This is a genomic window from Streptomyces laculatispora (genome assembly GCF_017353455.1).
GTDB lineage: Bacteria > Actinomycetota > Actinomycetes > Streptomycetales > Streptomycetaceae > Streptomyces > Streptomyces laculatispora.
In genome coordinates this window covers 1-20,090 of sequence record NZ_JAFMPZ010000527.1, presented here as the reverse complement: position 1 = coordinate 20,090, position 20,090 = coordinate 1, and the positions used below count along the sequence as shown (strand labels likewise).

The 20,090-nt window shown below is 70.7% G+C and carries 19 protein-coding genes and 3 pseudogenes; 9 read left to right on the top strand and 13 right to left on the bottom strand.

Annotation, left to right across the window (positions count from 1 at the left end):
* Both J1C73_RS27905 and J1C73_RS27900 read right to left on the bottom strand, forming a co-directional pair.
* Window positions 1-376: pseudogene (locus J1C73_RS27905) on the bottom strand (hypothetical protein); the annotation flags it as partial.
* A gap of 188 nt (window positions 377-564) precedes the next feature.
* On the bottom strand, window positions 565-1,410 hold the full coding sequence (locus J1C73_RS27900; RefSeq protein WP_207318808.1) for a MurR/RpiR family transcriptional regulator: 846 nt from the start codon (window positions 1,408-1,410) through the stop codon (window positions 565-567).
* Between the two features lie 447 nt (window positions 1,411-1,857).
* Between J1C73_RS27900 and J1C73_RS27895 the strand changes: the two genes are divergently transcribed.
* The gene (locus J1C73_RS27895) at window positions 1,858-2,283 is read left to right on the top strand and encodes a hypothetical protein (protein WP_207318807.1); all 426 of its coding nucleotides are present in this window, start codon (window positions 1,858-1,860) and stop codon (window positions 2,281-2,283) included.
* 362 nt (window positions 2,284-2,645) lie between these two features.
* Here J1C73_RS27895 and J1C73_RS27890 read toward each other — a convergent pair whose 3' ends face one another.
* Complete coding sequence (locus J1C73_RS27890; RefSeq protein ID WP_207318806.1) at window positions 2,646-4,055, bottom strand: cystathionine beta-synthase; 1,410 nt, start codon at window positions 4,053-4,055, stop codon at window positions 2,646-2,648.
* Between the two features lie 200 nt (window positions 4,056-4,255).
* Between J1C73_RS27890 and J1C73_RS27885 the strand changes: the two genes are divergently transcribed.
* The 3 genes from J1C73_RS27885 to J1C73_RS27875 all read left to right on the top strand — a co-directional run bounded on the left by J1C73_RS27885 (window position 4,256) and on the right by J1C73_RS27875 (window position 7,922).
* The gene (locus tag J1C73_RS27885; RefSeq protein WP_207318810.1) at window positions 4,256-5,317 is read left to right on the top strand and encodes an SGNH/GDSL hydrolase family protein; all 1,062 of its coding nucleotides are present in this window, start codon (window positions 4,256-4,258) and stop codon (window positions 5,315-5,317) included.
* A gap of 195 nt (window positions 5,318-5,512) precedes the next feature.
* Window positions 5,513-6,733, top strand: a complete 1,221-nt coding sequence (locus tag J1C73_RS27880; protein ID WP_207318805.1) for an acetyl-CoA C-acetyltransferase — start codon at window positions 5,513-5,515, stop codon at window positions 6,731-6,733.
* 328 nt (window positions 6,734-7,061) lie between these two features.
* A complete protein-coding gene (locus tag J1C73_RS27875) occupies window positions 7,062-7,922 on the top strand; it encodes a hypothetical protein (RefSeq protein WP_207318804.1) in 861 nt (286 codons plus the stop codon).
* Window positions 7,923-8,019: 97 nt separating this feature from the next.
* Here the strand turns inward: J1C73_RS27875 and J1C73_RS27870 are convergent, their stop codons facing one another.
* Complete coding sequence (locus tag J1C73_RS27870) at window positions 8,020-8,337, bottom strand: hypothetical protein (RefSeq protein ID WP_207318803.1); 318 nt, start codon at window positions 8,335-8,337, stop codon at window positions 8,020-8,022.
* A 102-nt stretch (window positions 8,338-8,439) separates the two neighbouring features.
* Here J1C73_RS27870 and J1C73_RS27865 point away from each other — a divergent pair.
* Window positions 8,440-8,667, top strand: a pseudogene (locus tag J1C73_RS27865) (DUF4287 domain-containing protein).
* A 256-nt stretch (window positions 8,668-8,923) separates the two neighbouring features.
* Here the strand turns inward: J1C73_RS27865 and J1C73_RS27860 are convergent.
* Together J1C73_RS27860 and J1C73_RS27855 are read right to left on the bottom strand one after the other, a co-directional pair.
* Window positions 8,924-9,784, bottom strand: coding sequence for a Bax inhibitor-1/YccA family protein (locus J1C73_RS27860; protein WP_123459742.1), 861 nt, complete (start codon window positions 9,782-9,784; stop codon window positions 8,924-8,926).
* 158 nt (window positions 9,785-9,942) lie between these two features.
* Complete coding sequence (locus J1C73_RS27855; protein WP_242644795.1) at window positions 9,943-10,926, bottom strand: ArsR/SmtB family transcription factor; 984 nt, start codon at window positions 10,924-10,926, stop codon at window positions 9,943-9,945.
* 50 nt (window positions 10,927-10,976) lie between these two features.
* Between J1C73_RS27855 and J1C73_RS27850 the strand changes: the two genes are divergently transcribed.
* Window positions 10,977-12,380: an MFS transporter gene (locus J1C73_RS27850; RefSeq protein ID WP_207318802.1), complete on the top strand. Its 1,404-nt coding sequence runs from the start codon at window positions 10,977-10,979 to the stop codon at window positions 12,378-12,380.
* 115 nt (window positions 12,381-12,495) lie between these two features.
* A complete protein-coding gene (locus tag J1C73_RS27845; protein ID WP_207318801.1) occupies window positions 12,496-12,969 on the top strand; it encodes a carboxymuconolactone decarboxylase family protein in 474 nt (157 codons plus the stop codon).
* A 63-nt stretch (window positions 12,970-13,032) separates the two neighbouring features.
* On the opposite strand, the gene J1C73_RS27840 is transcribed toward J1C73_RS27845, so the two are convergent.
* The 6 genes from J1C73_RS27840 to J1C73_RS27815 form a co-directional block, all read right to left on the bottom strand.
* Window positions 13,033-13,446 carry a DUF3592 domain-containing protein gene (locus J1C73_RS27840; RefSeq protein ID WP_207318800.1) on the bottom strand — a complete coding sequence of 138 codons (414 nt, stop codon included), beginning with the start codon at window positions 13,444-13,446 and terminating at the stop codon, window positions 13,033-13,035.
* A gap of 37 nt (window positions 13,447-13,483) precedes the next feature.
* A complete protein-coding gene (locus tag J1C73_RS27835; protein ID WP_207318799.1) occupies window positions 13,484-13,933 on the bottom strand; it encodes a hypothetical protein in 450 nt (149 codons plus the stop codon).
* 36 nt (window positions 13,934-13,969) lie between these two features.
* Window positions 13,970-14,551 (bottom strand): hypothetical protein, encoded by a 582-nt coding sequence (locus J1C73_RS27830; protein WP_207318798.1) that lies wholly within the window; start codon window positions 14,549-14,551, stop codon window positions 13,970-13,972.
* Between the two features lie 25 nt (window positions 14,552-14,576).
* Window positions 14,577-16,160: a hypothetical protein gene (locus tag J1C73_RS27825; protein WP_207318797.1), complete on the bottom strand. Its 1,584-nt coding sequence runs from the start codon at window positions 16,158-16,160 to the stop codon at window positions 14,577-14,579.
* A 492-nt stretch (window positions 16,161-16,652) separates the two neighbouring features.
* Window positions 16,653-16,859, bottom strand: coding sequence for a superinfection immunity protein (locus J1C73_RS27820; protein ID WP_164494332.1), 207 nt, complete (start codon window positions 16,857-16,859; stop codon window positions 16,653-16,655).
* Window positions 16,860-17,121: 262 nt separating this feature from the next.
* Complete coding sequence (locus tag J1C73_RS27815) at window positions 17,122-17,757, bottom strand: TetR/AcrR family transcriptional regulator (protein WP_207318796.1); 636 nt, start codon at window positions 17,755-17,757, stop codon at window positions 17,122-17,124.
* 106 nt (window positions 17,758-17,863) lie between these two features.
* On the opposite strand from J1C73_RS27815, the gene J1C73_RS27810 reads away from it, so the two are divergent.
* Window positions 17,864-18,592 (top strand): hypothetical protein, encoded by a 729-nt coding sequence (locus tag J1C73_RS27810; RefSeq protein WP_207318795.1) that lies wholly within the window; start codon window positions 17,864-17,866, stop codon window positions 18,590-18,592.
* A gap of 105 nt (window positions 18,593-18,697) precedes the next feature.
* Window positions 18,698-18,925 (top strand): hypothetical protein, encoded by a 228-nt coding sequence (locus J1C73_RS27805; protein ID WP_207318794.1) that lies wholly within the window; start codon window positions 18,698-18,700, stop codon window positions 18,923-18,925.
* 477 nt (window positions 18,926-19,402) lie between these two features.
* Here the strand turns inward: J1C73_RS27805 and J1C73_RS27800 are convergent.
* A pseudogene (locus tag J1C73_RS27800) lies at window positions 19,403-20,090 on the bottom strand (hypothetical protein); the annotation flags it as partial.

Genomic DNA, 20,090 nt, shown 5'->3' with positions numbered 1-20,090 from the left:
TACGTCTCGTGGGCTCGGAGATGTGTAAAAGGGACAGGGCCCGGGCCGTGACCGTACTCAACTGGCGTCGCAGCCACCAGCGGTGCCCGCGACGCCAGTTGCGTACGGTCACGGCCCGGTCCTGGAGGAAGTCGGCGCGGCCCGCCCGGGTGGCTCCCCGGGCCAGTGCGGTGTACCGCTTGCCGCGTACCGAAGCCACGACGGCCATGGTGACCAGGAACAGCGCGGCCCCGGCCAGCAGTCCGATGCGCCGGCCGGTGAGCCCCGGCACCAGTGCCCCGATGGCCGCGGCGAGCAGCCCCGGCCACCACATCGGTGCCGCGCCGGCCCGTACGATCACGGCCACTCTCGCCAACGACTGCGCTCCGCGCCCCACGTCCGTACCCCTCTCCGACGGGCCCTGTGCTCGTTCCGTGGGCGCAGATTAGGGGCCGCACATGAGCGGTGCCTGAGAAACGGATCGAGGCGCGTGCCCGAGCGGCGCCCGGGACACGGATCAGGAGCCGGACCCGAGCGGCGACCGGGAGCCGTCGCGCTGCGCGGGGGCGCGCGTGGCCGCGCGGTTCACTCGATGAACAGGCCCCGCGCCGCCGCCCTCGCGTCGAACTCCTCCAGCCGCGCCTGCGCGTCCGGCAGGGCGTCGCACATGGACTCCAGGAGCACCCGCCCGAGCAGCATCGGGGCGCACGCCGTGTCGAAGGCGAGCCCGGTCCCGACGGCGGCCGGGATCAGCAGATCGCTGTGGCCGGCCACCGGGGCGAAGGCGGAGTCCGCGACCGACACCACGGTCAGCCCCTGTTCCCGCGCGTACGCGAGGGCGTCCACGACCTCCCTGGGGTGGCGCGGCAGCGCGAAGCAGATCAGCGCGCTGGCCCCGGCCCGGCGGGCGGCGTCGATCCGGTCGTGCAGCATGCTGCCGCCCTCGTCGAGCACCCGGACGTCGGGGTGGACCTTGGCGGCGAAGTACCCGAAGCCCCGGGCCTGCGAGGAGGCGGCGCGCAGCCCGAGCACGGGCAGTGGACGCGAGGCGGCGAGCAGCCGCCCGGCCCGCTCGACCGGCCCCGGGTCGGCGAGCAGTTCGGCGAGGTGGCGCAGGTTCTCGATCTCGGCGAGCACCGCCTGCTGGTACTCGTTGTACGTGTCCTCCCCGGTGCCCGCGACAGGTCCGGCCGGGGTGACCTCGCGCAGATGTCTGCGCAGCGCGGGGTAGCCGTCGAAGCCGAGCGCCACGGCGAACCGGGTGACGGAGGGCTGGCTCACCCCGGCCAGCTCGGCCAGCTCGACGCTGGAAAGGAACGGGGCGTCGCCGGCCCTTCGCACCATCGAGTGCGCGATGCGCCGCTGGGTGGGGGTGAGCCTGCGCCCCTCGAACAGCTGCTGCAATCTCGCGGCCGGGCTGCTCCCGCTCATCCTGTCCCCTCGGTAGATCCGTCGCGCCGCGGTCCGGCACCGACGAATCCATTCAGCCAGCAAGGCGTCTGCATGTCCATATGCAGACGGCCGCGTTCCGGCGCCCCGCCCGGACGGCTCACGGAAGCCCGCCCGCTGCCGGCTCGGCCGGCGCCGCCCCCAAGCCCGTCGCGGGCCCGCGGGGGGCGGTGATCAGTCCTGGATCAATCGCGGCCTTCGGTGTCCGGCGGACCGCGGCCTGGTGCACACCGGCGTGGGCCCCCACGAGTTCCTCGCGTCGGTGTCTCAGCGCCGGAGCAGGACGATCACCCGCCCGGCAGAGGAGGAGCCGGTGTGCCTCCCTCTCCGGGCAGTGCCGCCCCCGCGGCCGGCGCGGCGCCGATCCCCCTTACAAACAGGGGGGTTAGCCCCACTGACCCGGCCGCCCCGGCTTCGTACCGTAGGGCTATGGACGCACCCGACACCGAGCTCAAGAAGGAGCTCGACGCCACCCTTCAGGCCCGCAGCGAGCTGGGGGCCGAGTACGAGTCCGCGCTCGTCGAGTCGTTTCTGGAGAAGGTGGAGCAGCGGCTCGACGGCACGCTCGACCGGCGGGTCAGGCGTCATCTCGCGGAGCAGCAGATCGTCGTCGCCCGGGGGGCGAGTTCGCCGGAGCCCCCCGCGGGGCACTTCGGTGAGCAGTACGGATTCGCGATCATCTCGCTGGTCCTGGCCATCCCGCTGTCGGCCATCGGTGTCGCCAACGCGGGCATCCAGGGGCTGATCGTGGCCTGGCTCGGGATCGTCGGTGTCAACGCCTTCCAGGTCGCCCGCGGCGGGCGGCTCTTCCGGCGCCGGGACGTCGAGGGGCAGAAGTCCGACTGGGAGGACTGAGCGGCGGCGGGAACCGGGCGGCCCCTGAGAGCGGGACGGCGCGGGAACCCCGCGCACAGATGTATCGCGGGGACCGCCGCACCCCCGGTTTCCCAGGGGGCGGGACGACGGCGGTCCCCGCGAGGGACGCGGTCCGGGTCAGGGCCGGTCTCGCATCCGGGCGACAGTGGAGGTCCGGGAGCCGCTCCGTAGTCCGTGTCGCCGTACCGGTGCCGGCGGGTTTCCCTGCCGACACCCACCAATCTGCCCGAGCCGTGTTAAGCCGGTGCTGCGGGTACGTGTCGCGCTCGTACCGTTTTCGCGAAGCCCGCGCGCGGACTCCTCCCGCGGGCCCGGCCTGCGGCTTCTCCCGCGGGCCCGGTCTACGGCTTGGTGACCGCTGCCGCGTCCTTGGCGAGGAAGGCCAGCAGGTCCTGCCTGCTGACCACGCCCTTGGGCCTGCCCTCCACCAGCACGATCGCCGCGTCCGCCGCGCCCGTACCGCCGAGCACCGCCATCAGGTCCTCGACCGGTTCGCCGGAGCCGACCTGCGGCAGCGGCAAGGACATGTGCTTCTCCAGCGGGTCGGTGAGCGAGGCGCGCTGGGCGAAGAGCGCGTTCAGCAGCTCCCGCTCGACCACCGAGCCGATGACCTCGGCGGCCATCACGTCGGGATGGCCCGCGCCCGGCTTCACGATCGGCATCTGCGAGACGCCGTACTCGCGCAGGACGTCGATCGCCTCGCCGACGGTCTCCTCCGGGTGCATGTGGACGAGCGTCGGGATCGGGCCGTCCTTGTAGTCGAGGACGTCCGCGACGCGTGCGGAGGGACCGGTGTCCTCCAGGAAGCCGTAGTCCGCCATCCATTCGTCGTTGAAGATCTTGCTCAGGTAGCCGCGCCCGCTGTCCGGGAGCAGGACGACGACCACGTCGTCCGGCCCCAGCCGCTTCGCGACCTCCAGGGCGCCGACGACCGCCATGCCGCAGGAGCCGCCGACCAGCAGGCCCTCCTCCTTGGCGAGCCGGCGGGTCATCTGGAAGGAGTCCTTGTCGGACACGGCGACGATCTCGTCGGTGACCGTCCGGTCGTACGCCGTCGGCCAGAAGTCCTCGCCGACGCCCTCGACCAGATACGGCCGGCCGGAGCCGCCCGAGTAGACCGAGCCCTCCGGGTCCGCGCCGATGACCTTGACCGCGCCGCCGCTGGCCTCCTTCAGATAGCGGCCGGTGCCGCTGATCGTGCCGCCGGTGCCGACCCCCGCCACGAAGTGGGTGATCTTCCCGTCCGTCTGCTCCCACAGTTCGGGACCGGTGGTCTCGTAGTGGGAGCGCGGGTTGTTCGGGTTGGAGTACTGGTCGGGCTTCCAGGCTCCGGGCGTCTCACGGACCAGCCGGTCGGAGACGTTGTAGTAGGAGTCCGGGTGGTCGGGGTCGACCGCCGTCGGGCAGACGACGACCTCGGCCCCGTAGGCGCGCAGCACATTGATCTTGTCCGTGGACACCTTGTCCGGGCAGACGAAGATGCACTTGTAGCCCTTCTGCTGCGCGACGATCGCCAGGCCGACGCCCGTGTTGCCGCTCGTCGGCTCGACGATCGTGCCTCCGGGCTGCAGCTCGCCGCTCTGTTCGGCGGCCTCGATCATGCGAAGGGCGATCCGGTCCTTGACCGAGCCGCCGGGGTTGAAGTACTCGACCTTGGCCAGGACCGTCGCCTGGATGCCGGCCGTCACACTGCGCAGCCTCACCAGCGGGGTGTTGCCTACGAGGCTGATCATCGAATCGTGGAATTGCACCGTGTACTCCGGGGTCTCCGAGATGGTGCGGCAAGAGTATGCGTACGGGGGCGGGAATGGGCGAAGCGATTGAACGACGGTGCCTTGGGGGCAGTTAGCTCTGTGTACGGCGGTATCGGCCTCCCCCGCGACGCCGCAGGCAGTCGCGGGGGAGGCCGCAGGGCAACCAGGAGGTGGACCGGACTGTGTCGAGAGCGAGGGTGGCACGGCGGATCGCGGCGGGCGCGGCCTACGGCGGCGGCAGCGTCGGGCTGCTGGGCGCTGCGGCGGTAGGCGTGGTGCTGGCGGAGGTCCAGCTGGCGAAGCGGCTGGTGGGCGGCGGCAGCGCACCGGTCCCGCCGAGTGCGGACGGGCGGTACGGAGTGGCGTTCGCCGGAGGGACGGCCCCGCTGCAGCTGGTGCTGCTGGGGGATTCCACGGCGGCCGGGCAGGGCGTGCGGCGGGCCGGGCAGACACCCGGGGCGCTGCTGGCCTCGGGGCTGGCGGCCGTCTCGGAGCGGCCGGTGGATCTGCGCAATGTCGCGCAGCCGGGAGCCCGGTCGGACGATCTGGAGCGGCAGGTCTCACTGCTGCTGGCGGATCCGTCCCGGGCCCCGGACATCTGCGTGATCATGATCGGGGCGAACGATGTGACGCACCGGATGCCCGCGACGCAGTCGGTGCGCTGTCTGACCACGGCGGTGCGCAGGCTGCGTACGTCGGGGGCCGAGGTGGTGGTCGGCACCTGCCCGGACCTGGGCACGATCGAGCCGGTCTACCAGCCGCTGCGATGGCTGGCCCGGCGGGCGAGCCGGCAGCTGGCGGCGGCGCAGACGATCGGTTCGGTGGAGCAGGGCGGGCGCACGGTGTCGCTGGGCGACCTGCTGGGCCCGGAGTTCGAGGCGAACCCGCGGGAGCTGTTCGGCCCGGACAACTACCACCCCTCGGCCGAGGGCTACGCGACGGCCGCGATGGCGCTGCTGCCGACCGTCTGCGCGGTGCTCGGGCTGTGGCCGGAGTCCGATCGCCTGGACGGCGCCCGGCGCGAGGACATGCTGCCGGTGGCCAAGGCGGCCTCCCAGGCGGCCAGGGAGGCCGGTACGGAGGTCACCGGGGCGCGGGCACCCTGGGCGCTCCTCAAGCACCGCAGGCGGCGGCGTCTGCCCGCGGCCACGGAACCGCATCCGCATCCGCAGCTGGGGCCGCCCGGGGAGCAGGGCGGCTCCACCCGGGTGGACCGGCGTCCGGGCACCGACACGGGCACCTCGCCCCGGCACGTATGAGCGGGGTGCCGCACCGCCACCACGACCGCCGCCATCGCCGTCACGGTCACTGCCACGGTCACCGCCAGCTGACTGAGCGGTCGCTTAGAAAAGAGGCCCGCATCACACGCCCTGTCGGGTGACCTCAGCAGTACGTCCGGGTAACTTCCAGAGCAGTCCAGCCAGACAGCCTTCCAGCCCTCATGGAGCCGCGTGATGCCCGAAGCCGTGATCGTCTCTGCTGCCCGTTCCCCCATCGGCCGGGCCTTCAAGGGCTCGCTGAAGGACCTGCGGTCGGACGACCTGACCGCCACGATCATCCAGACCGCACTGGCCAAGGTCCCCGAGCTGGACCCCAAGGACATCGACGACCTGATGCTCGGCTGCGGCCTCCCCGGCGGCGAGCAGGGCAACAACCTGGGCCGCATCATCGCCGTACAGATGGGGATGGACCACCTTCCCGGCTGCACGGTCACCCGCTACTGCTCCTCCTCCCTCCAGACCAGCCGCATGGCGCTGCACGCCATCAAGGCCGGCGAGGGCGACGTGTTCATCTCGGCCGGTGTCGAGATGGTGTCCCGGTTCGCCAAGGGCAACTCCGACAGCTGGCCGGACACCCACAACCCGCTGTTCGCCGACGCCGAGGCCCGCACCGCGGCCCGCGCCGAGGAGTCCGGTGCGAGCTGGCACGACCCGCGCGAGGACGGCCTGGTGCCGGACGCCTACATCTCGATGGGGCAGACCGCGGAGAACCTGGCCCGGACCAAGGGCGTCACCCGCCAGGACATGGACGAGTTCGGCGTCCGGTCGCAGAACCTGGCCGAGGAAGCCCTCAAGAACGGCTTCTGGGAGCGCGAGATCACCCCGGTGACGACACCGGACGGCACGGTGGTCTCCAAGGACGACGGCCCGCGTGCGGGCGTCACCCTGGAAGGCGTGCAGGGCCTGAAGCCGGTCTTCCGCCCCGACGGCCTGGTCACCGCGGGCAACTGCTGCCCGCTCAACGACGGCGCCGCGGCACTGGTGATCATGTCCGACACCAAGGCGCGCGAGCTGGGTCTGACCCCGCTGGCCCGGATCGTCTCCACCGGCGTCTCCGGCCTCTCCCCCGAGATCATGGGCTACGGACCGGTCGAGGCGAGCAAGCAGGCGCTGAAGCGGGCCGGGCTGGGCATCGACGACATCGACCTGGCCGAGATCAACGAGGCCTTCGCCGCCCAGGTGATCCCGTCCTACCGTGACCTCGGCCTGCCGCTGGACAAGGTCAACGTCAACGGCGGCGCCATCGCCGTCGGCCACCCCTTCGGCATGACCGGCGCGCGGATCACCGGCACGCTGATCAACAGCCTGCAGTTCCACGACAAGCAGTTCGGCCTGGAGACGATGTGCGTGGGCGGCGGCCAGGGCATGGCGATGGTCATCGAGCGACTGAGCTGAGCATCGCCGCATCCCGTTGAACGCGGCGGCGGCCGGCCGGGCACGGCCGGAGAGGGCCTGCCACAGGGCCCGCCCGCCGGGCTCTTCGGGCCTTTCGGGCCTTCCGGAACCGGCCTGCGTGGCCGGTTCCGAGCCCCGACCGTGACCGAATCTCCCCCAGGATGTGACCTATCTCCTGGGGGAGAGTCATTCCCGCAGGTCACACCCGCATCGGGGCTAAACCTCAGGCACAAAGACCTGTCCAATTCGTGACGTAATGCACTGACACATGGTGCCGGTACAGGCCAAGCTGATGTAGGAAGTCGGGGGATCGATTGAAACCGGGAGTATGTCAGTGAGCGCCATGCCTCTTGCCCTGTTGCTGACCACCGTCGCTGCCACGGCCGTGGGCGCTGCTGCTCTGCACGCCGCTCACGGGCTGAGTAAGCAGGTATCGGCCCTCCGAAGGGAGCTGGCCGACGGCCGCGCCCAGGCCGCCACCGTCCCCGCCCAGAGCCGTAACGACGCCACCCCTGCCGCGGAAATACGCGCGGCGGTCGCCGAGGCGCTGGCCGAGGAGCGGGAGCGCGAGCTCGCCGAGGCGCGGGCCTTCTGGGCCTCGCAGGAGGCGCGCGACGCCGCCGACGCCCCGTCCCTGCTGGGCGGTCTGGCCGGGATCGGCGAGGACGCCCCGTTCTTCATGCCGCGCCAGGCGGACTTCGCCGGCCTGGAGGCGATGGACCTCGACGCCGCCGAGGCGCTGGAGGAGCTGACGGAACTGGCCGAGCTGGCCGACATCACCGAGTTCCCCGAGATCGCGGAGTTCGCCGAAGACTCCCCCGAGCTGGCCGCGGCCCGTCGCCGCCACCCCTCGCACCCCGACTTCGTGCCGGTGCAGACACCCGTTGTCACCGATCACGAGCGTACGGTGAACCGTCTGGAAGAGCTCGCCGACAGCCGTACGGAACTCTCCGACGTGCGGCCCGGCCCGCTCGGCACCCTCGACGTCTACGTCTTCGCCGACGGCACCACGCTCTGCATGACCCCCGGCCACCGGGAGACGGCCGAGCGGCTGGCCGAGTCGCTGCGGTCCGGTGAGCACCCGGTGCTGCTGGGCGGTTCCGGGGTCTCCGGTGCGTTCGCGCTGACGTTCTCGTGCGGCAGGGAGAACGTGTACATACTGGCCGACCGCGTCATCGCGAGCTTCTAGCCCGCGGACCGGTCGTCCGGCCCCTCCCCCGGCACAGTGGCCCTCGCCGGCCGCTGCCCCGGCACACCGCACGCAGCGAGCGCCCGGCGCCTGTCGCCTAGGCGAACGCCCGCGCGGTCGCTTCCTCGATGAACTGCACGGCCTCGTCCAGCTCCGCCGGCGGGGCCATTTCCAGTGCCACGGCCAGGTCCCGCCCCGCGACCGCGAGTTGGTCGCCGATCGCGAACATCCCGGCGTCCGGCATGGTCCTCGGCTCCCGGTCCGGCGTCTCGATGCGCTGGGCCCGCACCGCCAATTGCCTGGCCACGGCCAGCCCTTCGGCCGCCGCTCCCCGCTGCAGCCTGCTCTGCGGGGCGGCACGCAGCCGGTCGGCGAATCGGTCCACGGCAATGATCAGGGGCGTCGTATCGAGCACTCCGCGACCCTACGCGCCCCTCCGGGACGGTTACCAACGGGCCGACGCTCAGGCACGGTGTCGGGAAGGACCAGTACCGCGCCCAGCGCGTCGGAGGCGCCGATGTCCCAAGTCTCCTCCGAAGAGACCCATCGCCATCTGCTCTCCAGAATCCCGCACTGCACCGGTCGTGAGATCTCCGACTGACTCCACACCGTCGAGGACGGCCCCGCTCTCCGCTTCGAGGAGAAGGCCGGCCGGCTGCGGAGCGAACACGACCTCGCCCATGGACACGCGAAGGCGATCATCCACGAGTGCGACCTGCGAAGAGCGGCCCGCAAACTTCCGTAGCCCACGTCCCCGCGAAACGTGAACGGCCCGCAGGCTCCGTCGAAGGAGCCTGCGGGCCGTTCACTTGAGCGGCGGATCCGATGATCCGACAGGTCTAGGGCCTCTCGTTTGGATCATGCCGGGCTCGCGGGGTCCGGCACGCGCACCTGCCGTGTTGTCGTCGGTCGCCAATGCTCCGCATTGACTCCCTCCTCCGCCTTGCATCTGCACGCACCGGACCCCGCTCCCTGATCCAGCCTGATCCAAACGAAAGACCCTAGTCGTCGCCGCTGAGGATGGAGAGCAGGCGCAGCATCTCCAGGTAGATCCACACCAGGGTCATGGTGAGGCCGAAGGCCGCCAGCCAGGACTCCTCGCGCGGGGCGCCGTACGCGATGCCGTCCTCGACCTGCTTGAAGTCCAGGGCCAGGAAGCACGCGCCGAGGACGATGCCGATGACACCGAAGAGGATGCCGAGGCCGCCGCTGCGGAAGCCGAGGCCGTCACCGCCACCGAAGGCGGCGAACAGCAGGTTGACCACCATCAGGAGCATGAAGCCCATGGCGGCCGCCATCACGAAGCCGTAGAACCGGCGGGTGACGCGGATCCAGCGCATCTTGTACGCGAACAGCACACCGGCGAAGACACACATGGTGCCCATCACCGCCTGCATCACGACGCCCGGTCCGATGTACGTGCTGACCGCGCTGGAGATGACCCCGAGGAACACGCCCTCGAAGGCCGCGTACGCGATGATCAGCGCGGGGACCGGGGTGCGCTTGAAGGACTGGACGAGCGACAGCACGAAGGCGATCAGCGCGGCGCCGATCGCGATGCCGTACGACTTGTTGAGGTTGGCCTCGTCGACCGGGAGCAGAGCCCAGGCGACGGCGGCACCGGCCACGACCGTGCCCAGCGTCAGCGCCGTACGGGTGACGACGTCGTCGATCGTCATCACACCGGAACGCGCCGGCGCCTGCGGGGCGCCGTACTGGGCGTCCGGCTGGGCGTAGGGGTTGGTGGCGTATGGGTTGGCACCCGCTACTGGGGCCCCGGCCTGCGGTGCCGCGTTGAAGTTCGCGTAACCGTTGTCGCGGCTGAAGCCCCGTCGCGAGAAGACCGGGTTGCTGCTCCTCATCTCACTCCTCCATGGCCACCCAGCGCGGCCTTGGGACAAGAGTAATGGGTAGGCAAAACAAACTCCCTAGTGCCAGGGGAGGATCTTTCCCCGATCCTCCTCCGGGGCCGGGCGGCGGAGGCGGCGGTGGGAATGCCCCGGCCGCGCACGGCCCCTGATCAGGGCTCGGGCCGTCCGGCGAGGACATCGCCGGCCCCGGTACGCCGGTAGACGACACGCCGGCCGGCTCTCGTACCGGAGATCAGGCCGGCGTCGCGCAGGACGGCCAGGTGCCCTCCGACGGTGCCGAGCGACTGGCCGAAGTGGAGGGCGAGTTCGGTGCTGGTGGCGGGGCGTTCCAGCTCGTGGAGCACGGCGGCGCGGCCGGTGCCGATCAGCCGTTCCAGGGCGTGGGCGGGCTCCGGCCGGCCGGTGGCGGCGGCAGCGGACCCGCGGGCCGGGTAGACCAGGGCGTACCGGGCGGGCTGCTCCTCGGAGAGCCAGGTGCCGCTCGTCACACAGACCGGCACGAACAGCATTCCGTCCCCGCCGACGACGCGGTCCGGGCCGGGCTGGTCGCTGAAGCGGATCGCGTCCGCGCCGACCCAGGCGCTGCGACGGTTCATCTGCTGGAGGGCGCGGGGCCAGCCGTAGGCGGCCAGCAGTCCCGCCCGGTGGCTGACGTCCCGTTCCAGCAGCGCCCGGCGGCGCGGCCAGTCCGGACGGATGTGCGCCTCCCACGTGTACCGGAACAGGCCGGCCGTCCGGGCTCCCCAGCCGTGCCCGGTCAGCCACTCCAGGTCGTGCCGCTTCCAGCTGTGCGCGACCGCCGCTTCGAGGTCGGCGCGCACGGCCGCGTCGGGGGCGGCGGCGACGGGCCCCAGCTCATCGGCGAGCGCGGTGCGCATCCCGCCGGACGGCGGGAGGGTGACGAAGCCGGGCAGGTACTTGGTCGAGCCGATCAGCTCGACCAGCCCCTTGGCGAAGGGGTCGGCGTCCAGCACGGCGAGGAAGGGGTCGCGGTGCCGGGTGTACCAGGGAGCGAGCCACGGATCGGAGCACGGCTTGGTCAGCACGCTCATCGACCCCAGCGTCTCGGCCAGCGGCGACAGCGCGAACCTGGACCGGGACAGGGCCATCGGGCTCAGCCGCAGCAGCACCATCTTTCGCCTCCTGCCGAAACGTTAGCGCGCACCGGGAGGGTCTCCGCAGAATGCTGCCGGTGCATCCGCCTCTCACGCCGCCACTCACTCCCTCTCCCACTCCTTCTCCCACTCCGCCTCCCACCGCGTCTCTTCTCAAGCAGCCGCGGTTCCGCGCGTTCTACGCCGGGCGTCTGGTGTCTCTGCTCGGCAGCTCGATGGCTCCGGTCGCGCTGGCGTTCGCGGTTCTGGACGCCTCCGGCAGCGCCCATGACCTCGGTGTGGTGCTGGCCGTCCACATGCTGCCGCTGCTGGCGCTGCTGCTGGTGGGCGGCGCCGTAGCCGACCGCTTCTCGCGCCGTAACGTGCTGGTCGCCACCCACCTGGGCTCGGCACTCACCCAGGGCGGCGTCGCGGCGCTCCTGCTGACCGGCCACTACTCCCTGGTTCCGGTGGCGGTACTGGAGTTCCTCAACGGCACACTCGGCGCGTTCACCGCCCCGGCCCTGCGCGGAGTCGTACCGCAACTCGTCGACAGGGCCCGGCTCCAACAGGCGAACTCCCTGCTGGGAACCGCACGCAACGCCACGAAGATCCTCGGGCCGAGCCTGTCGGGCGTGCTCGTGGTGGCGGCCGGCAGCGGCCCCGCCATCGCCTTCGACGCGTGCACCTACCTGCTGGCGGCGGGCTTCCTCGCACGGCTCACGTTCCCCGGCGACGCGAACACGCCACGGCAGGCCCGCGCCGTCGACACGAGCGCACCACGGCGGGCGACCGCCCTGGCTGCCGACATCCGCGACGGGTGGACGGAGTTCCGCGCGATCCGCTGGGTGTGGATCGGCACACTGTCCTTCTGCCTGATGAATCTGGCCCAGACCGGTACCTGGCAGATCCTCGGCCCCCAGCTCACCCGGCAGATCAGTGGCGAGGCGACCTGGGGATTCGTGCTCAGCGTCCGCGGCATCGGCCTGCTGGTGTCGAGCCTCCTCATGTACAGGCTGGTGGTCCGGCGCCTGCTGCGTCTCGGACAGCTGGCGAGCGCACTCGCCGCGCTCCCGCTGCTCGCGCTCGGTGCGCATCTGCACGCCCCGTGGCTGCTCGCCGCCGCGTTCGTCGCCGGGCTCGGCTCCGCCGTCACCACGGTCGGCTGGGACACCTCACTTCAGGAGCACGTCCCGCCGCATGTGCTCTCGCGCGTGGCTTCCTACGACGAGCTGCTCTCGTACATCGCGATCCCGGTCGGCCAGCTGTGCGTCGGCCCGCTGGCCCAGACGTACGGCGCCTTCCGCGTCGCCGGGGCGGCCGGCATCGTCTCCGCCGCCGCAGCCACCCTCCCCCTGGCCTCCCGCGCGGTACGCCACTTGCCCCGGGCCGGGGCGCCGGGGCCGTCCGAGGCATCCCGGGCCGCGCGCTCCACCCGGTCCCGATGGCTCGCTCGCGCGCGAACGTGCACCGGTAGCCGGCCGTCCCCGTGAGTGACCGCACCGCGAGCGCGACAGAGAGACGTGCGTCACATTGAATGGTGTTACGTCTCGCCGAGCTGGTCCGTCGAAGAGGTACAGGCACCAAAAATCTGCAAGGGAGTGCACCATGAACGCCCGTTTGAACCCCTTCGGCAGCCCGGTCGCGGCCAAGGCCCTCAAGCACATCGTCGCCGCCGGCAACATGCTCTCGGAGTCCACGCTGCCGCTCGCGACACAGGAGCTGGTGAAGCTCCGCGCCAGCCAGATCAACGGCTGCGCCGGATGCATCGACATGCACACCAAGGAGGCCGCGCACGCCGGGGAGACCCAGCTGCGCCTCAATCTGGTCGCGGCCTGGCGGGAGGCCACCGTCTTCACCGACGCCGAGCGCGCCGCCCTGGAGTTGGCGGAGCAGGGCACCCGTATCGCCGACGCGGCCGGTGGCGTCCCGGACGAGGTCTGGGCGAACGCCGCCAAGCACTACGACGACGACCAGCTCGCCGCCCTGGTGCTTGTCATCGCCGTCATCAACGCCTTCAACCGCCTGAACGTGATCACCCAGCAGCCCGCGGGCGACTACGAGGTCGGCCGGCACGGATAGCGCGAAGCGTCCCCGGACCAGCGGTACGCCGAGCACGGGAGGCCTCGGTGCCTCCCGTGCTCGTCAGGAGAACAGGTTCTCCGGGAAGCCGGTCAGGAACATCACCAGCACGAGCCCCATCAGGACCAGGGCGACGGCCCCCTCGGTCAGGGCCGCGCGCGGGCTGCCGGCCAGCGTGGCGGTGCGCTTCGGATCGGCGGGGTCGTATCGCACCGTGACCCGCGCGCCCTCGATGAAGCGCCGGTTGCCGCCGTCCTGGAACTCGACCCACTCACCGTTCTGCGCGGTGAACGCGAAGACGTGCCAGGCCCGCCGGTCGTTCGACGAGCCGGTCGCCGAGTCGCGCTCGTACACACGGATGCAGCGCGCCGGCGCGGAGACACCGGAGCGCGCTCCGCGCAGCTGCTGGGCGGTCCGCCCCAGGGACCTGAGCGCCACCAGGGCGACCACACCGATCAGTACGTACGACGTGTTCATGGATTCCTTGGTCCGTCGAAGCCTGCCTTGATTCCTTCTAGCCGTTGCGCAGCCTGTCGGCGAGGAAGCCCACCGCACAGCCCACCAGCAGAACCGCCAGCTGAACCAGGAAGGTGATGACCGTGAGGTCGCCCCCCTGGGACACGTAGATCACCAGTTGCAGGGCGACGGCGGGCGCGAACGCGGCGAGGCCGTGCCGTACGCGCGAATCCCGTGACGGCGAACGGTGCAGCGCGGCGGCGGCCCAGGTGCCGAGCGCGATGCAGACAGCGGACGGCAGGTGCAGGAACAGGATGGTACGGGCGGGCGAGGCCACGTTCGACGGGTCGTCGCCCGCCACCCAGTCCCACACGACCACCGCGACGCCCAGCTCCGCGATCAGGGTCACCAGGATGCCCGCGGCCCAGGGCAGCATCAGATCGAACAGCCGGGGCCTGTCACCGGCGGGGGCGGGAGCGTACCCGCGGGATGCGTCAAATCGGGGCATTCGACTGCCTCTTCGTCGTCGGCCGGCGCTCGGGCACTACTTCACCTCGATGCTGTCGACGATCTTCGTCCGGTCGGCGTCGCTCAGCTTGCCCGCCTGGGCGTCGATGCGCACGGAGTAGATCTTGCCCTTGGAGTCGACGCCGGTGATGACCACGCCGTTGACCTTGGCGCCCTTCGGGGGCGACTGCGGCACACCCGTACCGGTGTAGCTGAAGTCGATGCGCTTGGCACCCTTCGCACCCTTGATGTCGGCGTCCTTGGTGTCCTTCACCTCGGTGGTCGCCATGAGGAGGGCCCTGCCGACCGAGGCCGCGTCGTCCCCGTTCGAGGCGTTGGCGAAGCCGCTCTGGATCGACACCTTGACCGTGGGCCGGTCGCCCTCAGTACGGAGAGCCGCGGCGTCGTTGAGCTTGCCGAGCTCCGCCTTGCCCTGCTCGGTGAGACCGGCCGGGTAGGAGAGCGACACGGTCGGCCCCGACAGCTCCTTCCAACCGCTGGGCGCGGCCGGTGCGTCCTTCTTCTCCGAGCCGCACCCGGAGAGTGCCAGACCGGCGGTGAGGACAGCGGTCGTGACGGCGACGGCCTGCACCGTCCGGCGGAGGGAACGGTAGGTCATGATCACGTCTCCTAGTACTGATCGATCAGTTCGCACAGTAGCTGTACGGGACGAAGGAGCGCTGCCCGTTGGTGGGAGCCCCCAGGAACTCGGCCTTCTGCAGGTTCTTCTCGCTCTCGGAGCTGGTGTAGGCGCCGTTGATGCCCGCCACCTCCAGATTGACGTCGAGACCGATCTCCTCGGACGAGGAGGAACCGTCGTACTCCTGCTTGCTGACCTGGCCGTGCTGGAACGCGTAGTGGCCGAACGGGTCGTCGGTACCGGGGTCCTCGGTCGGGACCGGCGTGCCGGTGAACAGGTAGTTGAACGCACTGTTCATGCCCTGCCCGGAGAACATCTGGGCCTTGATGCGGTCGGACTCCGCCTGGGAGAGGTTCTTGTCGTCCAGCGGAACCGTGGTCGTGACGACCTGGGTGGTCGTCCCGCCGCCCTTCTTGTTGCCGTTGACGTCCCCCTTGAGGCCGGCGTTGGCCTCTGCCTTCCCCTCAAGGGTCCGCGTCATCGTGATGCTCTTCAGCTTGCCGGTCTTGCTGTCGACCGTGACGGTGATGGCGCCCGCCGCCGAGCCGTTGGCCTCGGCACCGGCCTTGGCCGGTCCGGCCTCCCCCTTCGCGTACGCACCACCGGTGGCCTTGGCCTGGTAGGTGTACGCGTCGGTGTTGTTGATGTGGTTCTGCGTCAGGGTGACCTCCTGGGCCTCGGAGATCTTGACGCCCGCCTCGATGGTGGCGCCCGGCTTGGGGGCCGGGGTGGTCGTGCCGTCGGGGTTGGTCGTGTCCGGGGCGTTCATCCCCGCGCCGAACTGGAACCCGGCCTGAGCGGCGACCTCCAGGCTCAGCTTCTGGGTGGTGATGTGCTTGTTGCCGAGCTTGTCCTCGATGTTCTTCTTGAGGCGGCTCTCCTTGGCCCTCGGCCCCTTGCCGAACCAGCTGGCGACCTCGGTGGCGCCGCCCACGACCGGGCTGAGATTGGAGAGCTTGTTCAGCCGGTTGAGCTTCTTGTACTCCTGGAGGTCCTTGCGGAACTGGTCGGCTTCCTTCTGGCTGTCGAACACCCAGGTATCGCCCGTGGTTACCGTGAGACCGGCACCGATCTCGACCTTGTCCTTGCCCACATCGCCGATCTTGACGCGGGCCTTGGGCTTCTCCGTACCCTTCACCGAGGCGGCATCCGTGAAGGTGAGCGAGACCTGCTCGTCCTTGCCGTCGATCTTTCCGTCTTTATTGACGTCGGTCTTGGCCTTGGACGTCGTTTCCTCGAAGCCGAATTCGCCTCCGAACTCAATACCGAGCGTCTCGAACGAGATGCCTATCTTGCCGCCCTGCGTACCGGACTTCGTGACCGTCGCACAAGTGATGGGCTCGAAATCGGCGTTGGGATCGCCGCCCGCCTCAGCGCCCTTGCCCGTGTCGCATCCGCCGCTGCCGCCGCCGATCGATGCGACAAGGCAGTGGATCCGGTGGCTGATCTGCCCGCCCAGACCGGCCACCGCCATACCGCCGATGAGGGAGACGACGACCAGGATCGTGCCGAGGTACTCGAACGCGGTGGCTCCCCGGTCACCCCGTCTGCTGCTGGGTATGGGCTCCCGATACCTCGTCCGCGGCATGGCTTGTCCTCCCGTATGGCCCTAGGGCAGGGAGGCTATGAGAGGTGCGCCTGATACGGCACGGGCCCGTGGGCCCAATCCAGGTCCCAATTCGGAGACGCCACCGGGTCGATGGGACCCGCCCCGCGGACAAAGAGGGCGGCGCGTGGCGGGTTGCACGGAGGGCGTCACGCACCGTGGCGACGGGCCGTGGCACCCGGCCTCCGGGGCCGCCATGCCACGTCGCACGACTTGGCCGGTTCGCATCGCGTCGCGCGGCGTCGCGCCGCGCCGCGCCGCGGGAACGGTCCGCCGGAGAGCCGGCGGACCGTCACGGAAGCCGGCCCACAACCCACGTTCACGATTCATGATTCATGATTCATGGAGATGGACGGATTGGCGCTTGCCGTCTTGAGTCTTGATGTCTTGACGCCTTGATACTGGAACGCCGTCATGCTTTGGCGTCTTGTCGCACCGTCACCTCGACGGGAATTCACCGCAGGGCCGGACAGCTCACATCCGCGGACGCGGCTGACTGCTGCGCGCCGCCATCGCCAGCGCCACGACCCAGCCAACCAGGGTCCAGCCCAGGAACAGATTCAGCACAAGTACGGAGCCACTGTTCGACACCCCTCGCGCGAAAGCGATAATGGTCGGCAGAAAATAGGCCACCACTATGACGACTATGAGCGCTAACCCGCCAATTGACATCACACTCATGTGACCCCCACTGCGACCGGATGAGGAAGTCCATTCTCCACAGCCGCCACCGGATGTCCACAGCGCGTGAGCCATGATCACCGAAGGGTGACCGACCTCCGCCGCGAGGAACCTCGGCGCCGGAGGCGCTGCCCGATGCGTTGCCGTCCATGCCCGCAGCCCAGGGCTGTCCCGTAGTCCGTGGCGGGGGTGTGCCGTCAGCGACGGCACGGGCACTGCGCACAACGGTGATGCGGCGTCACGGCACACCGTTGGTGCGGTGTCACGGACGCCCTGTCTCGCCGACCGCCCGGATTCCGGCGCAGAGCAGGCGCACGCTGCGGACGAACTTCTCGTCCGGGCCGTGGACAGCCGCCGCGGCCACGGTCATCGGAAAGCGCCGGTGGAGTCCGGCGACGTCGTCGGCGCTGACGTCGATGGCGGGCGACTCGCCCTGTTCCTGGAGCACGTACCCGGTGATGTGGCTGAACACCGTGTCGCCGGCGATGCCCAGGTGCTCGTCCTGGATACCGGCGTCCCTCAGCGTCCGCAGCAGCCGCTCCATGAGGGATAGCGCTCCGGCACTGAGCACCTTCGGGCTGTCGGCGAACATGACCGCGCCGCCGGGATGCCTCAGCAGGCTCTGCCGGAGCGAGACGGCCTGGGCCTCGACCCGCTCCGGCCACCCGGCCCCGTCCGGCAGTGCGGCCAGCGCGGCACTGCCCGCGTCGTAGGCCTGCTGAGCCAGCCGGTCGGCCATCAGCTGAAGCAGGGCGCTCTTGTTGGGCACGTGGTAGTACATGCTGCCGGCGTGCGCGTCGAGCCGCTTCGCCACCTGCCGCATGGACAACCCGTGGTAGCCGGCTTCGGCGAACACCGCCATGCCGGCGTCGATGATCCGGTCCGTGCTCAGCTTCATGAGACCTACTGTAGCCGACTTTCAAACATCGTTTGAAAATTGACGGAGACGCACCTACTGTCATCACCGACGGGAATCAAACAGCGTTTGAAGGGGGGTGGTGGCGATGGGCGGACTGCTGTTCAACGTGACCACGGCGGCACTGATGATGTTGATGCTCAACGGCGGACTGGCCCTCGTCGGCCAGGACACCCTGCGGGGGCGCCGCATCCCGTGGGCGGCGGTGGGACTGACCGCGGTCGCCCTCGCCGGGGTGATCACCCAGCTCTGCTGGTCCGGTGCGATGGACGCCCTCGACAGCGACCCCGCCAGGTCCGGCTGGTGGCGGACCGTCACCGCGACCTTCATGCAGAACGGCGGTCTCCTCGGCGGAGCATGGAACATCGCCACCCTCGCCGTCATCGCCGCCCTGGCCAACTGGTTCTGGGGCGCGCCGCTCACGCTGGGCCTCTTCCTCGCCGGCATTCTCCTGCCCGAGTACATCGACGCCCTGTTCGGCGAGAACGGCCACAGCACCGACCCCCGCAACTTCGCCGGAAGCTCCGGCGCCACGTACTTCCTCGCCGCGACCCTGTCCGCCGCCCTGCTCCGGCGCACGCTGCGCACCGGCCGCCGCCACGACCGGGAGAGCCTGAAGGAGACCGTGCTCGCGGCCGCCGTACCCGCGCTCGGCCTGGTGATCTGGCTCGCCCAGTCCAACGGCCACGGCCTCGTATCCGTCTACGGCTTCGCCCTGGGCTCCGCCGCCTGCGCCCTCACCCACCGCGCCTCGGCCCGCCCCGCACCGGCTGCCGGTGCGGCTCCGGCCGGGGAAGCCCCGCACGAGGCGGCCTGAGTCCCGGCACCGGACGGCCAGGGGTTCCCGGCCGGGCTCTCGCCCTGGACCGCGCATCACACGGTCGGGCCCACATGCCCCCCGGCCGCTCACTACACTCCCCCGATGAACAACATACGGTGCAGCCAGTGCGGTGCGGTGGGGCTGGAATCCGGCTTCGTCGAGGACTCCGGTCAGGGATCTCGCGGGTACGCGCGGTGGATCGCGGGCGCCCTCCAGCGCGGCCCGCTGGGCGGCGCGAAGAGGGCGGGCAGGCCGCACTGGCAGATCGACGCCTACCGCTGCCCCACCTGCTGGCACCTGGAACTGTTCGCCACTCAACGCGTCAGCTGACGGCCGGGTGCACCCCGGACATGAGCTGCCAACCCGCAGCCGACCCGCCCGCAGCGCTCCGAACGCCCACGCGAGGGGGCTGCCGAGTCGGCCGCATCGGCACTCAACCCGTGGGACGGATTGAGTGCCCGGAACCGGACTCGAACCGGATACGTACACCCCACCTGACCTGCGATAACGCGCTGACCTCGGGAAACGATCCGGTCCTGGCGGGTCCTGGCCGGTCCCGGCCGGTCCCGGCCGGTCCCAACGGAGGAATGGTGCACCCGTGGGTGCACAGGCTGTTTGTCGTGATTCACGCGAAAAGCCTGAGCGTCCAGAACTAGACACTCAGCCTTCGCCCCCCGAACCGGCAGGACGCTGGTCCGTCCGCCGGGCGCCGGTGACCGGCACCGGCTGATGCATCGGGGCCGGGGTTGCGATGGGTGGAGTCCCCCAGCGGCGCCCATGGGGCAGCGCGGTCGAAGGCGGAATTCGTCAGAACGTGTCTGCGAGCTTGCTCAACACTGCGGCGCTGGCCGGGATGTCGTGGCTGAGCCGGACCGCGCGGTGTGGCAGCTCGGCAAGGCGGGCCGCCACCTCTTCCCTGGCGCTCGCCCTGCCGCCGCCGTCCACGCCCTGAGCCTGTCCGAAGACGTCCGGGTACCGGTCCTCCGTCTTACCCGACATGAAGTCGGCCTCGCCCAGCGTGCGGGTGCCGTCGACGACGTCCGGCGCGGCGTCGGCGTCGATCTGAGGGAAGAGGAGAGCCGCCGCCCGGCCGCCGGTGGCCAAGGGCACGTCGAACAGGTCCGGGAACTGGTCCGGGAACACTTGGACCTTCCGCTCCCGCTTCGCGTTCTCCCACAGCGGCGTGTGGTCGCCGGCGAGCAGCGCCTCGGTCACGGAGGCGTGCTGCGTCGGGTGGAAGCTGCCCCCGGCCCGCAGGTGCTCGCGCGCCGTGTCGTCCCAGCCGAGCGAGTGGAGCAGTCCGAGGCCGAGGGCGGCGGCGGACGGCCAGGGCACGACCTCGACGTCCCGCTCGCCGGTCGGCCGGACCAGCACCCGGTCGTTGGCGAGGAGCTGCCAGCCGTGCGAGGCGAGTAGCAGCGCTGTGCTGGTCTTCCCGGCCCCCTTGTCGCCGAAGGTGAGGATGGTCGCGCCGTCGTCCGGCCGTACGACGGCG